Genomic DNA, 13024 nt, shown 5'->3' with positions numbered 1-13024 from the left:
CGGGTGATCCTGGGCAAGAACCCTGAGCGGCTGAGCCCATGCACGGTAACGCACTCGTCTCGAGAGCATCGTGCCGGACGGAGGGATCGGACGTGGCCATGAAGATCGCATGCATCGGAGCCGGACCGGCGGGACTTTACTTCTCGATCCTGATGAAGCTGCGGGACCCGGGCACCGAGATCACGATCTTCGAGCGCAATCCGGCCGGCGTGACGCATGGCTGGGGCGTCGTGTTCTGGGACGATCTCGTTGCGGATCTGCGCGCCAATGATCCGGTGTCGGCGAACACGATCCTCGACGCATCGTTCTGCTGGATCGACCAGGTGGTCGAGGTGAAGGGCGGAAGCCCCGCTCGCGGCGGCGGGACCGGCTACGGCATCGGCCGCCAGACATTGCTCGACATCCTGCGCCGGCGCGCGACGGATCTCGGCGTCGCAATCCGCTACGAGCACGAGATCACCGGCCCGTCTCAAGTGCCGGATGCGGACGTCGTCGTCGCAGCGGACGGCGTCGGAAGCCATCTGCGGCGCCTGCACGAGGATACATTCGAACCGCACATCGAGCCGGGCCGGAACAAGTACGTGTGGCTCGGGACGTCCCGCGTCTTCGAGGCCTTCACGTTCGGGCTCGTGCCGACAGAGGCCGGCTGGATCTGGTTCCACGCCTACGGATACAGCCCCACCATGAGCACATTCATCGTTGAATGCTCGCCACAGACCTGGCAGGGATTGGGCTTCGACAGGATGCCGGGAGACGAGAGCCTCCGTGCTCTGGAGCACCTGTTCGCGGACTACCTTGGCGGCCACCGCCTGCTCAGCCAGTCCGGCACGGAAGAACCGCTGCCCTGGCTCAACTTCCGCAACCTGACGAACCGCAAATGGCACGCGGGGAACGTGGTGCTCCTGGGAGACGCCGCGCACACCGCTCACTTCTCGATCGGCTCCGGTACGCGCTTGGCGATGCAGGACGCCATCGCTCTCGCGGACAGCCTCCACAGGACCAAGAGCATCCCGGCGGCGCTCGCGGCCTACGAGAGCGAGCGACAGTTCGCCATGCTCAGGCCGCAGCGCGAGGCGCGCCTCAGCGCGGCATGGTTCGAAAACATCGCCCGCTACGCCACGCTCGATGGTCCGCAGCTCTTCGCCCTGCTGCTCGACCGTCGCTCGCGCCTCATCCCCCACGTGCCGCCGCGGCTCTACTACGCGCTTCACCGGGCCAAACGCATCCCGCTGGTCCGGATGCTGTATCGCTGGGCCGCCATGGGCGTGGAACAGGTGTCCGGATTGCCGCGCCGCCTCCTCCATTCGTGAAACCAGCGGGGTTCAGCGGCTTCGCTGCCGCAGGACGACGGATTCGACGCGGGGCCTGCATTCGAACCGGCGGCGTTCCAGAAGCACGTCCTGCAGTCTGTCGATGGCCGCAACCGCCTGAGCGCGCGCTTTCGAGATCGCCGCAAGATTGCGCTCCGAAAAGCGGTCCGAAACCTGCGAGAGCCGTATGCAGCAGGCCTCCACGGCCTCTCTCGCGTCACGCAGGGTGGGCGTCATGGCCACGAAGGTCAGCACCTCGTCGCAGACGCTCAGGACGTCGCGCGTCAGATCCTCGTCGGGATAGAGGCCCGTATGGCGGCGGATCCGGGTGCGCGCGATGTCCAGCGGGAGCCGAATCTCTTTGCGCAGCAACCTGTCGTCGCCCATGGTGCGGTCCCCTTGAGAAAACGCGCCATTCCCGATGAATGGCGACGAAAGCGTGGTGAGCGGAACGTCCGCTCCCGGACGTCCAGCGCCATGACAGCGCGCCTTCAAGGCGGCGCTGTGGCGGAATCCTCCCGTCCGCCGATCGGCGCACAAACCCGGCTGCCCAAGGGTGGAGGAATCGCATGCTGAGGCGCAAGGCATCATATAACAGTCAAGCTGGAAGCCTCAACCGCTCGCCGGCGACATCATGCCCCTTGTCTTTGCGATGGCCGCCCTATTCTCTCCGGCACGTGTCAGCCGGCCTCACCCATCCGTCGCGTATGTGAGTCACGATTTGTTCGACGCCAGCGTCTCGCACCCTCAGCCCACGCCGCCATCCCTCAGGTCGCTGAGGCTGATGATAGCTGCCGCCATCCTGGTCCCCCTCGGCCTTTTCGCCTTCGCGGCGTGGGAGAGCTATACCCAGCGCTTCGAGGAAGCCGAGCAGATGATCCGGCGGACGGTGGAGGTGCTGAGCGAGCATGCCACGCGGGTCCTGGAGACGCAGGCCCTGATCCTCGACAGGGTCGACGAGCGGGTCCGCGGGATGACTTGGTCCGAGATCGCCTCCTCCGAGAATCTTCACCGGGATCTGCGGATGATCGACGACAAGCTCGATCAGGTCGACACGATCTGGATCATCGACGGCCAGGCGCGCGGGCGCGCCAGCAGCACATTCTTCCCCGCGCCGGCAAGCTCCTATGTTCCGGACCGCGACTATTTCGTCGCGCTTCGGCAAAAGGACACCGGTCTCTTCATCGGACAACCCTATCCGGGTCGCTCAAATCCGGACCGGATGTTCTTCAACATGGCCAAGCGCCGGTCGACGCCGGACGGGTCGTTCGACGGCGTGATCGTCACGTCGCTCCAGCCGGACTATTTCGCCACCTTCTACCGTCCGTTCATGGCATCGAGCCGCGACTCGACGGCTATCCTGAGGTCCGATGGAGCCGTCCTCGCACGCGGTCCGGCCCCTCTTCGCCAGAACGCGGTGCTCAGCCCGTCGAGCACATTCATGCAGGCGATCAGGGCCGGAGACCAGGGCCTTTACCGTACCGTCTCCCAGGTGGACGGCATCGAGCGGATCTATGGTTTCCGCAGGCTGGCGTCCTACCCGGTTTATGTCACTTACGGGCACAGCGTCGACGCAATCCTGTCCCAGTGGCACAAGGACGTCGCTCTCCACGGCTTCGTCGGCTTGGCAGGGATGCTGGCGCTCCTGAGCATCAGCACCGTGGCCATGCGCCGGGCGCGTCACGAACAGCACGTTTTCGCCCGCTGGCGTGAAAGCGAGGCGCGGTACGAGGCCCTGTTCCGGCAGTCGCCGACTGGTCTGCTGCTGTCCCGCGTGCGGGAGGACGGCACGTTCGTGTTCGACGAGGTCAATCCCGCCCTGACGCGGGTGTTGGGCGTGCCGCCCGACAGGATCGTCGGCCGCACCCCTGTGGAAGCATTCCCGGGAGAGCTTGGCGAGACCATTCAGGACGCCTACCTGCGCTGCGTAACGCGACGCGAGCCCGTCGAGTACGAGGCTGCCGGCGAAGGCCCGGACGGACCTTTCATCCGGCGGGTGATCGTTATTCCCATCCTGGATGCGCAGGGGCGTGTCCAGAAGCTCCTCGGCACGTCGATGAGCATCACCGAGACACGCCAGCTCGAGGAACAGGTGCGCCAAATGCAGAAGATCGAGGCCGTCGGCCAGCTCACCGGGGGCGTGGCGCACGACTTCAACAATCTCCTGATGGCGGTGATCGGCAACCTCGACCTGCTGCGCAAGCGAATCACGGGCGATCCTCGCGCCCAGCGCTACCTTGACGGTGCCCTGCAAGGCGCTCAGCGCGGGGCCGCGCTCACACAGCGCCTCCTTGCCTTTGCACGCAAGCAGGATCTTCAGGCCAAGGCCGTGGACGTCGGCGGGCTCGTCGAAGGGATCCGCGATCTGCTCGAACGGTCTCTCGGCCCGCGTGTGATGATCCGCTACGACCTCACGCCGGGCCTGTCCCCTGCGATGGTAGACCCGAACCAGCTCGAACTCGCCCTTCTCAATCTGGCCGTCAACGCGCGCGACGCGATGCCGATGGGCGGGGAGCTGACCGTGCAACTCACCGAGAACCAGGTCATGGACGGCCAGGTGGAAGGCCTCCAATCGGGTCGATATCTCTGCCTGCGCGTTTCGGATACCGGTACAGGCATGAACGAGGACACGCTCAAGCGCGCCGTCGAACCGTTCTTCTCGACCAAGGGGGTCGGCAAGGGCACCGGGCTCGGCCTGTCGATGGTCTACGGCCTCGCCGCTCAGTCCGGCGGGGCTCTGCGCCTGTCGAGCGTGCTCGGCGAAGGCACGACGGCGGAGCTCTGGCTGCCCATCACCGAGGCCGGCCTCGAAGCACCGAGCGGCGTGTCGGCCGCAAGTCCGGCCGCTGCGCCGTCGACAATCCTGGTGGTCGACGACGATGCGCTCATCCTGATGAGCACGGTGAGCATGATCGACGATCTCGGGCACACGGCAGTCGAGGCCGGATCGGGAACGGCGGCCCTGGAGATTTTGAGAACGGGACAGCCCGTGGATCTTCTCTTGACTGATTATGCCATGCCGGGAATGACGGGGCTCGACCTCGCGCGGGCGGCGCAGAAGCTCCGGCCCGACCTGAAGATCCTGCTGGCCACCGGCTATGCGGATCTGCCGGAAGGCTCGGTTCTCGATATTCCGAGGCTCCCGAAGCCCTATACGCAGGATCAGCTTGCCTCGGCCGTCGGCGCATTGCTCCGGCCGAGGCCCGCCGGCTCGAACGTGATCCCGCTTCCGGGCCGACGCGGTTCGGACTGACGGCCGCCTCCGTCAGAGAAGGAAATCCCTTAGGCTCAGGGCCGCGAGCTGGACGTGCTCGACCACCACCATGTCCGCACCGTGATGAATGACGACGTGGGCGCCGGACTGGGTCATCCTCAGATCCGCTAGATCGTGAACGTTCGACCATGCCCGCACGTCGATCTTGTCCAAGCCGACCTGAAAGTCTTTGATGCGGTCGCGTCCGCTGTTCTTCTCGAACACGAACACATCCTGTCCCGGGCCGCCGTAAAGCCAATCGTCGCCGGCTCCTCCAGAGAGCTTGTCGTTCCCGCTCCCGCCATAAAGTTTGTCGTTGCCGGCATAGCCCCTGACGATGTCGTTGCCCGAGCTCGCCTTCAGCACGTTGTTGCCTGCATTGCCGTAGAGGCGGTTGTCGAGACTGTTGCCCGTGCCATTGATGTTGGCCGATCCGTCGAGATAGAGCCGCTCCACATGCGTTCCGGAAAGGGAATAGGACACGGACGACTTGACCGTGTCGGTGCCCTGGTTCCGGCTCTCGTAGGTCCGGTCCTGACGATTGTCGACGACGAAGACGTCGTTGCCGCGCCCGCCCCACATGCGGTCGATTCCCGCGCCGCCATCGAGTCGGTCGTTTCCGTCCTCGCCGTAGAGCCGATCGTTTCCGTCCAGTCCATGCAGGATGTCGTTGCCTCGCCCGCCCTTCATCAGGTCGTCATGAGCTGAGCCCACGAGATTGTCCGATTTCGCCGTGCCGATGAACGGTCCTGTGGGCGTATCGGGCGTCACCGGATCCTGAGGCTGCTGCGGCGGCTGGTCTGGTGGAGGAACGATGATCCCCTTGCTGCCGCTCGTGGATCCGTTCGGCGACGCCAGAAAAACGTTTGCGGCGAGCCCCTTGATGTTCGAGTTGCGCGCAATGATGTCGGAGAAGGTCTCGATGTTCGAAGCCGCCGAGAACAGCGTGTTGTCGAGAATCTGCAGGTAGTAGAAGCGGTCGCCCTTCTGCAGGCGATCGAGCTGCTCGATGAAGATGTAGCCGAAGGTCGATCCGAGCTGTCCGCGCGACGGCCGTTCCGCAAGGCCTCCGACCCACAGGTCCATGGCCTGGAAGCCTTCCGGATAGGCCTGCTGCAGCTGTGCGATGAAGGCATTGGAGAGCCCGTTGCGCTGCTGGAAATCCGCCCAGCCGGAATAGGGAAGAAGACTGGCGTCGCCGGTCTTCGCAAAAAGCTCCGCACGCACGGCATTGAACGGCGCGATGCCGGTGTCGCGGCCGCGGAAGATGTTGAGGGCGGCCAGATCAAGCGGCTGGCCGACGAGCTGGTTGCGCAGGGCGTTGACGATGTCGACATCGATCGCCTGATGCGTGACGCCCGTCGCGCCGAGCAGCAGTTCCTCGACGCCGATCTGGTTTACCTTGTCCGGGCTGAGAAAGGCCTGAACCAGGGACATGTTGCCCAAAGACCCATCGGCGTTCTTGAAGCTCACGGTCTCGTTGAGCATGGAGTGGCCGAACCGGTACGCCGAGTTTGCGAACTCCGCCGAGATCGCCGCATTCACGGTTGGATCATAGCTGGTGAACCCGTGCGCCGGATCGCCCGGCTTGATCCCGCCCGCCATGGCGTCGGCGAACTCGCCGAAGACGATGTTCTGGTACTCGGCGATGTTGATGATCTTGGCAGCCTGGAAGTACTGCTCTTCGGTCCAGGTGTTGCCGGTACGGGCTCGAAGGTGGTCGACCCAGAAATTGTGGTTGCGCGCCCAGATTGTGTGGATCGAGGTCAGCACCACGTTCTCGTTCACGCGTCCGTCGCCGGCAATGTAGTAGTTCCCGAGCGCGTCGAGATCGAGACCGTTCGCCGGATTGCCTCCTTTGAAGGCGGGGATGAAATCGAGCAGCAGGGCGTGGCCCGTGCCGTCGAAATTGGCGATGTCGTCCGACGTGAGCTCGCCGCCGGTCATGATCCGGTAGTTCTGCCGGACATGATTCAGCGTCGGCAGCAGGGCGTGGCCCGATCCGTCGGTGTTGCCCATGAGCAGATATGCGGTCTCGACCGGCCCGTTCGGCCCCTGGACCCATTTGCGCAGAAGGTCGGTCACCGCCTCGCTCGAACCGTAGGTCTGGTTCTGGTCCGCATAGGGCGAAACGGGGTTGATGTACTGCGCCGGGACCTCATCACCGGAATTGGGAATGCCGTCGGCGTTGCCCGTGCCCGGCATAGGGTTGGCACGTGTCGCGTTCATCAGAAAGGTCGATGAACCGATCGGGATCGAGGCTCCGCCCTTCCCGATTAAATCGAGGCCATGATCGAAATACTGGCCGAAGAACGTCAGGAAGGCACTGCCGCCGAACCCGTTCGGAATATTCTCCTCGGTGCCGTCGCCGTCGTTGTCCTGGTTCGACACGATATCCGACACTTCGCGCGGCGAGAATGTCGTGACCGGCAGACCCGAAACCCCGTCGCTGTAGCTTGGCGTTGTCAGCCGGATGAACGGCTGGCCCGCGGCTCCCCACGTGGGATTGGCGATGTTGTTCCCGATGCCGCTGGCATCGCGGATATTGCCGCTCTGAACCATGTTGAAGATCTGAGCGATATCGGAATCGCGAAGCTGCATTGCCATCTTCGTTCTCCCCACCCTGAGAGCAAAGAATCAAAAATCGCGCTCATGCTGAGGAAAATCTGCCGCTCCGCCCAGACACGACAAGGGTTGGGTAACGGGCAAATAAGATCCACGAGGTACTCCGTCGGGCGATTTCCGGACGTACTCCCTCGGATGATCGGCTCAGGTGGAACGTTTTGCGACTTCCGCTCGAATGCGTTCTAGGATTTCGTGGGCTCCGCCGGACGCGGCTCGTGCGAGATGACGGCGAGCCTCGTCAGGATTCCGACCAGCTCGGCCTGCCGGTTCGTGCCGGTCTTGGCAAAGACCGCTTTGGCCTGGGTCCGCACCGTTCCGACGCTGACGCCTGTCTGCTCCGCCATTTCCTGGAGCGTATCTCCGCACATGAGCTTGAGGGCCACGTGGGCCTCTCTCTTCGTCAGGCCGAAGATCTGCTGCAGCAGGGCCGGCGAAGGTTCAGGGCAGACGTCCGGGTCGACGAGAGCGGCCACGAATTTCGCCTCGTCGAAGATCGGCCGCATGTCCGGCGTGAGCTCCACGATCCGCAGGATCAGAGGCCTTCGCTCGATCCGACGCAGGCCCAAGGCGTCCCGCTCCCTCTTTGCCCCGCTGATGTGCTCCCCCAGGATCGCCTGGAGATCCTTGTCGGAGCCGGCATCGGTCGCCGCCAGCGTGCCCGACTTGATGACGAGGCCTGCTCCAAGGTGCTGCTCGGCGAGGTGGCTGACATGCATGACTTGCCCCTCGCCGCCGATGATCACCGTTGCGAAGCCGAGAGCGTCGAAGATCCGCCCGAAGCATTCCAGCGTCGTTATCCGGCTCGAAGGGATATCGAAGCACGCCATCACGGACACCAGAATCCGGCGAAAGGCGCCAGTTCACCTTAACTCAACGCAATCCCTGCGCGTTTTTATCCCAACTGGGAGATGAAACTTCGATGTAACTCGGCCGAAGCTCAGGAGCGGTGGTTCCGAATCGGAGCGCCCGCTCGATGCTCCAGAGTTGCACTTCCTGAGGCGTTTCATGACGGCAAGCGACCAAGCAGCGGCGTCCGTTGCCGAACAAGGCAAAGCTGCGTCCGACGTTCGGGTCTCGCGCAGGGACCAGGCGCGCTCGACCGCCCTGCGGGACCGCTGCGCCATGACCCATCATGCCCGGTCGAACGGGCTTTTCCTTGCGCTTTACGCCCACAGTCTCCCGATCGTTCATCACCGACCGGCAGGCGCCGATATGCTGTAGCAGCCGCACCGTGCCCCTCTATTACTTCAACCTGCGGAACGGCCATCTGCACGTGCTCGACACGCGCGGCGAGAACTGCACCAATCCCGGGGAGGCTCTGGAGCATGCGGTCGTCGCAGTGCTCGACCTCACCACTCGGGAGGGCCGCTTCCGCAACTGGGCGCGCTGGGCGATCGAGATCGAGGACGAGCACCGCCGCAGGGTCGCGACGCTGCCGTTTTCTCTCGTGCTGAAATCCCACGCGACCGAAGATGGCTGAGCATCGTCCGGAAGGCGGAACCGCCCTCAGGCCACCTGCCCGGCACACCAGCCGGAAGACCAGGCCCACTGGAAATTGTATCCGCCGAGCCAGCCGGTCACGTCCACCACCTCGCCGACGAAGTAGAGGCCGGGCACACGCTTCGCCTCCATGGTCCTCGAGTCAAGTTCATGGGTGTCGACGCCGCCCAACGTCACCTCCGCCGTGCGATACCCCTCCGAACCGGCCGGCTTGAAACGCCATTGGTTGACGGCCGCTTCGACCCTCCGAAGATATTTGTCCGAACAATCCGCCAAATTGGCCGGCCCCGGCTCGCTCTCGGCGATCAGTTGCGCCAGGCGCTTGGGCAGCAAGGCCGCGAGTGCCGTCTGGAGCGCCTGGCGCCCGTTGCGGCTGCGGGCCGCACGCAGTTCCTCGAACACGTTGACCTGCGGCACCATCGAGACCGTGATCTCGCCGCCCTCGCGCCAGTAGGAGGAGATCTGAAGGATGGCGGGGCCGCTCAGGCCGCGGTGGGTGAACAGCATCGCTTCGGAAAACCGGGTCTTGCCCGATGCCACCACCGCATCGACCGAAACGCCGGCCAGTGGCGTCATGCGCTCGAGCATGCCGGGCTCGAGCGTGAGCGGCACCAGCGCCGGCCGCGTCTCGGTCACCTTCAGGCCGAACCGGTCCGCGAGATCGTAGCCGAACCCGGTTGCGCCCATCTTCGGAATCGACTTTCCACCAGAGGCCACCACAAGGGACCGGCATGTCACTGTACCGGTCGACAGGGTGATCTGGAATCCGTCGCCGATCCTCTCGACACTCTCCACGCTCGTCGAGAGGCGCAGAACCACCCCATGGAGCCTCATCTCTGCCAGGAGCAGATTGACGATCTGCGTCGAGGGGCCGTCACAGAAGAGCTGCCCGACGGTCTTTTCGTGATAGGCGATGCCGTAGCGCTCCACGAGCGCGATGAAGTCCCGCTGGGTGTAGCGGCGCAGGGCGGAGATGCAGAAGCTCGGATTTCCGGAGATGAAATTCTGCGGCGATGCGTTCAGGTTGGTGAAGTTGCACCGCCCGCCGCCGGAGATGCGGATCTTCTCGCCGGGCTTCGCGGCATGGTCCACCACAAGCACCGAGCGCCCGCGCTTCCCGGCTTCGATGGCGCACATCATGCCGGCCGCGCCGGCCCCGATCACCACCACATCGAACAGATCCACGCGACGCCTTCCTCGACCCTCTTGCTGTAAGCCCCGGGCTCATGACCGGGACGAGGTTCCAGTAGTACGGGGCGGGAGTCCCTGGCAAGCTCGCGTCGCTCGGCCCGCGGATCGGCGGGAATCGTTGCCAAGGCAACCTTCGGCGGACGTCCGGGCCATCATCTTGAGCACCGTGGCGTTCTGAGACGCGACCGCACAGCCCTCAGGGCCAGCGCGCCTCCACCGTCCCGTCCGTGGACGCCGCGGCACGCGCCCGTGCGGCGCGGTGAGCGGCCCGATCGACCGCCTCGACCACGAGATCCGGCGCCAGGTGATGGAGCATGTGACCAAGTCCGGGCACGACGAGGATCTCGCTGCCCGGCACGGCGCGGTGCAGGCGCATGGAATGGCGACCGGCATCGACGATCTGGTCGTCCCCGCCCGTGATGATGAAGAGGGGAGCCTTGATCCCGGGGTAGCGATGCTGGAGCGACATGGCGGCCGGGATCATGAGGGCTACGTCCTCCGACGCTGCGCGCAGATGGGAGGGGCGCAGGACGAGTTCCCTGGGAAAGCGGCGGTGAAACTGCTCCGGTACCGGCGCCGGGGCGAAGATCTTCCGGAAGATCTTCGGAAGCAGGATGCGCGAAGCCACCGGCGCGACGGTGTAGCGCATGACGTCGCCGACGCCCGGGATCGCAGGCTGCGAGACGAGCACCACATCGGCGCGCGCCGTCGGGTAGAAGTAGCCGGATTCGAGCACGAGGCTCTCGACGAAATCAGGGAACTCGATCGCCAGCGCCGCAGCCACGAGCGCTCCCCAGGAATGGCCGAGCACATGGGCCTTCCGTACGCCCAGCCGCTCGTACGCAGCATGGAGCAGCCGGGCCTGCGCCTGCGGGGTCCAGAACCGGCGGGGGCGTGCGCTGTAGCCGAAGCCCGGACGCTCGATGACGATGACCCGGTAGCGCTTCGCCAGCTCGTCGACGATGCCGCTGATCAGGAAATCCTGGACGAGCGAGCCGTTGCCGTGAATCAACGCAAGCGGCTCGCCCCGCCCGCGTTCGATGTAGTGGAGCCTGACACCTTCGACCGTGAGGAAGCGGCCGAACGGCGGCTCGTGCTCCTCCGCCTCCCGGGCACGGCGGTGGACGTGGAGCGCCGTCGCCCCCAGGACGGCCGCGACACCTCCGATCAGCGCAGGAACAAGCCAGGAGCCGGCGTCCGAGGGATGGCTCCGCGACGCACGTCTTGCAGGACCGATCCGCACGTCGCGTGCAGCCATATCCCTCACCCTGTTCATGTCCTGCACCCGACATCTCCTTCGCCCATCAAGGCATGACAACGCGCAAGGCTTCACGGCGGTTGCCCGCGCCCCATGCGGCAAAGGCTCCTGTAACGGCCATGCCGTTCCGTGCTAGTGGCTCACCCACCCAGCCCTCCGGACGCACGCCCCAGATGCCCCATATCGCCGAATACGGCGGCCTCTTCGCCGCGGCCTTCCTGTCCGCCACGCTGTTTCCGCTCCAATCGGAAGCGGTGCTGTTCGGCATGCTCGTGTCGGATCGATACCCGGTCTGGCTCCTGATCGCGGTCGCGAGCACCGGAAACGTGCTCGGGTCGATCGTGAACTGGTTTCTCGGCCGCTTCCTGGCTCGCTTCGAGGGGCGGCGCTGGTTTCCGGTGAAGCGGGAGCAGATGGCCAAGGCAGAGGGATGGTATCACCGCTACGGGCGCTGGACGCTGCTGCTCTCCTGGATGCCGGTGATCGGGGACCCGCTGACGATCGTGGCGGGGGTGCTGCGCGAGCCGCTGCCCGTCTTCATCCTTCTCGTAACTGTTGCGAAGACGGTCCGCTATCTCATGGTCGGGGCGCTCGGCTTCGGCTGGATGTGAGACAGGGCTTCAGGGCCCCTGAACGCTCGCCCAGATCTCCTCGAGATGGTCGGGTTCGAGCACATGGCCGGAGGCCGCGCGGACTACCGCATGCCTTCCCGCAGGAGCCTCTTCGGTCATCGCGGCGTGAACGGCCTCACGCAGGGAGGGAAATTCGCGCGCGCCGCCCCAGTCGCGGTGCTCCCGGTCGATGGTCACGCCCACCTCCTCATACTTGAGATGAGCTGGAGAGTTCAGATCCTCCTTGGTCAGCATGATGCCCTCGCGTTCAGGTCTCGACCTGCCACGCTAACGGAAATGGACGCGCGACCGTTCCGTCCGGCAGGTCCATGGACGCCGTCAGGCCTTCACGGCCTCGATGAGGATGCTGACGAGGCGGCCTTCCATCAGGTTGCGGACGAAGTTCTGCCGCCGCTCGATGAAGTCGCTGCCGAGGACGACCTGATTGGCGACCTGCTGCGCCCCCGGCGCAGGCGGCATTTCGCCGGATTGCGACGCGGGCGCGATGAAGCGCTCCGTCTCGTCGACGAACTCGATGATGTGGAAGCCGGCCTTGGTGAAGGTCTGCTGCAGGACCTGTGGGGGAACCAGGAAGCTGGCCGAGGGGAACCGCGCCCAGGGAACGGGAAAGCGGACCGGGCCGACGGGCCCGAGGGCGGCCTCGCTCCAAACGAGGTGTCCGCCGGGCTTCAGCACGCGGCGGATCTCCCGGCAGAGATGGGCCTTGTCGACCACGTTCATGCCCACATAGAGGCAGAGGGCGGCGTCGAAAGAGTTATCGGCGAAAGGCAGCGCGAGCGCATCCGCCTCGAGGAACGACACCTTCGTGTCAAGCCCGCAGCGCCGCGTGAGCTCGTTCGCCGTGGCCACGAATTCGGGCGTGACGTCGATGCCCGTCACCATCACGTCGTATGTCTGAGCGATGTAGCGCGCAGGGCCGCCGATGCCGCTTCCCACATCGAGCACATGCATGCCCGGCGTCAGCCTCAGTCGCGCCACATGCTCCCTGGTGGCAACGATTTCCCGGCCATGGAGCTGGTCAAAAGGATAGAGCATTTCGGCAGCCAGCTGATCCGTGCGGTGACCCGCCTCCGCAACTGCTGCCAGGACCCGGTCAATAATGTCCGGACTTGCATAGTGATCTCGGACATCATCGCCGCGCTGCACCATTCACGCCTCCCGAGCCTCCCCTCGAAGCTCAAGTTTATGCGAATTGAGCGTAGCATCGGGCCCATTGCCGAGAAGGCACTCTTTCGCGGTCATCCTTCAGGGGAGC

General features: G+C 65.0%; 11 protein-coding genes. 4 read left to right on the top strand and 7 right to left on the bottom strand.

What is annotated here, in order from left to right:
* Positions 1-98: 98 nt before the first annotated feature.
* Complete coding sequence (locus DES45_RS16685; protein ID WP_114771149.1) at positions 99-1310, top strand: FAD-dependent monooxygenase; 1212 nt, start codon at positions 99-101, stop codon at positions 1308-1310.
* A gap of 12 nt (positions 1311-1322) precedes the next feature.
* Here DES45_RS16685 and DES45_RS16680 read toward each other — a convergent pair whose 3' ends face one another.
* Entirely contained in the window at positions 1323-1697 is a 375-nt protein-coding gene (locus DES45_RS16680; protein ID WP_114771148.1) for a hypothetical protein, read from the bottom strand.
* Between the two features lie 397 nt (positions 1698-2094).
* Between DES45_RS16680 and DES45_RS16675 the strand changes: the two genes are divergently transcribed.
* Complete coding sequence (locus DES45_RS16675; RefSeq protein ID WP_173945648.1) at positions 2095-4563, top strand: ATP-binding protein; 2469 nt, start codon at positions 2095-2097, stop codon at positions 4561-4563.
* Positions 4564-4575: 12 nt separating this feature from the next.
* Here the strand turns inward: DES45_RS16675 and DES45_RS16670 are convergent, their stop codons facing one another.
* Positions 4576-7170 (bottom strand): peroxidase family protein, encoded by a 2595-nt coding sequence (locus DES45_RS16670; RefSeq protein ID WP_114771147.1) that lies wholly within the window; start codon positions 7168-7170, stop codon positions 4576-4578.
* 200 nt (positions 7171-7370) lie between these two features.
* The gene (locus tag DES45_RS25800) at positions 7371-8015 is read right to left on the bottom strand and encodes a helix-turn-helix transcriptional regulator (RefSeq protein WP_245571752.1); all 645 of its coding nucleotides are present in this window, start codon (positions 8013-8015) and stop codon (positions 7371-7373) included.
* 404 nt (positions 8016-8419) lie between these two features.
* Between DES45_RS25800 and DES45_RS16655 the strand changes: the two genes are divergently transcribed.
* Positions 8420-8668 (top strand): DUF6894 family protein, encoded by a 249-nt coding sequence (locus DES45_RS16655; protein ID WP_114771145.1) that lies wholly within the window; start codon positions 8420-8422, stop codon positions 8666-8668.
* Positions 8669-8694: 26 nt separating this feature from the next.
* On the opposite strand, the gene DES45_RS16650 is transcribed toward DES45_RS16655, so the two are convergent.
* Both DES45_RS16650 and DES45_RS16645 read right to left on the bottom strand, forming a co-directional pair.
* Complete coding sequence (locus DES45_RS16650) at positions 8695-9873, bottom strand: BaiN/RdsA family NAD(P)/FAD-dependent oxidoreductase (protein ID WP_114771144.1); 1179 nt, start codon at positions 9871-9873, stop codon at positions 8695-8697.
* Between the two features lie 202 nt (positions 9874-10075).
* Positions 10076-11137 (bottom strand): alpha/beta fold hydrolase, encoded by a 1062-nt coding sequence (locus DES45_RS16645; protein ID WP_114771143.1) that lies wholly within the window; start codon positions 11135-11137, stop codon positions 10076-10078.
* 173 nt (positions 11138-11310) lie between these two features.
* Here DES45_RS16645 and DES45_RS16640 point away from each other — a divergent pair, with 173 nt between their 5' ends.
* On the top strand, positions 11311-11748 hold the full coding sequence (locus DES45_RS16640; RefSeq protein ID WP_114771142.1) for a YqaA family protein: 438 nt from the start codon (positions 11311-11313) through the stop codon (positions 11746-11748).
* A gap of 9 nt (positions 11749-11757) precedes the next feature.
* Here the strand turns inward: DES45_RS16640 and DES45_RS16635 are convergent, their stop codons facing one another.
* Together DES45_RS16635 and DES45_RS16630 are read right to left on the bottom strand one after the other, a co-directional pair.
* Positions 11758-12003, bottom strand: a complete 246-nt coding sequence (locus DES45_RS16635) for a hypothetical protein (RefSeq protein WP_114771141.1) — start codon at positions 12001-12003, stop codon at positions 11758-11760.
* A gap of 84 nt (positions 12004-12087) precedes the next feature.
* The gene (locus DES45_RS16630; protein WP_114771140.1) at positions 12088-12918 is read right to left on the bottom strand and encodes a class I SAM-dependent methyltransferase; all 831 of its coding nucleotides are present in this window, start codon (positions 12916-12918) and stop codon (positions 12088-12090) included.
* Positions 12919-13024: the final 106 nt, after the last annotated feature.

The organism is Microvirga subterranea, assembly GCF_003350535.1.
Classification (GTDB): Bacteria; Pseudomonadota; Alphaproteobacteria; order Rhizobiales; family Beijerinckiaceae; genus Microvirga; species Microvirga subterranea.
This window is presented reverse-complemented; position numbering and strand designations above follow the sequence as displayed.

Coding starts and splice junctions, on each gene's coding strand:
- DES45_RS16635 (WP_114771141.1), bottom strand. CDS start 12,003: ATGCTGACCAAGGAGGATCTGAACTCTCCAGCTCATCTCAAGTATGAG.
- DES45_RS16630 (WP_114771140.1), bottom strand. CDS start 12,918: ATGGTGCAGCGCGGCGATGATGTCCGAGATCACTATGCAAGTCCGGAC.
- DES45_RS16680 (WP_114771148.1), bottom strand. CDS start 1,697: ATGGGCGACGACAGGTTGCTGCGCAAAGAGATTCGGCTCCCGCTGGAC.
- DES45_RS25800 (WP_245571752.1), bottom strand. CDS start 8,015: ATGGCGTGCTTCGATATCCCTTCGAGCCGGATAACGACGCTGGAATGC.
- DES45_RS16670 (WP_114771147.1), bottom strand. CDS start 7,170: ATGGCAATGCAGCTTCGCGATTCCGATATCGCTCAGATCTTCAACATG.
- DES45_RS16675 (WP_173945648.1), top strand. CDS start 2,095: ATGATAGCTGCCGCCATCCTGGTCCCCCTCGGCCTTTTCGCCTTCGCG.
- DES45_RS16640 (WP_114771142.1), top strand. CDS start 11,311: ATGCCCCATATCGCCGAATACGGCGGCCTCTTCGCCGCGGCCTTCCTG.
- DES45_RS16685 (WP_114771149.1), top strand. CDS start 99: ATGAAGATCGCATGCATCGGAGCCGGACCGGCGGGACTTTACTTCTCG.
- DES45_RS16645 (WP_114771143.1), bottom strand. CDS start 11,137: ATGGCTGCACGCGACGTGCGGATCGGTCCTGCAAGACGTGCGTCGCGG.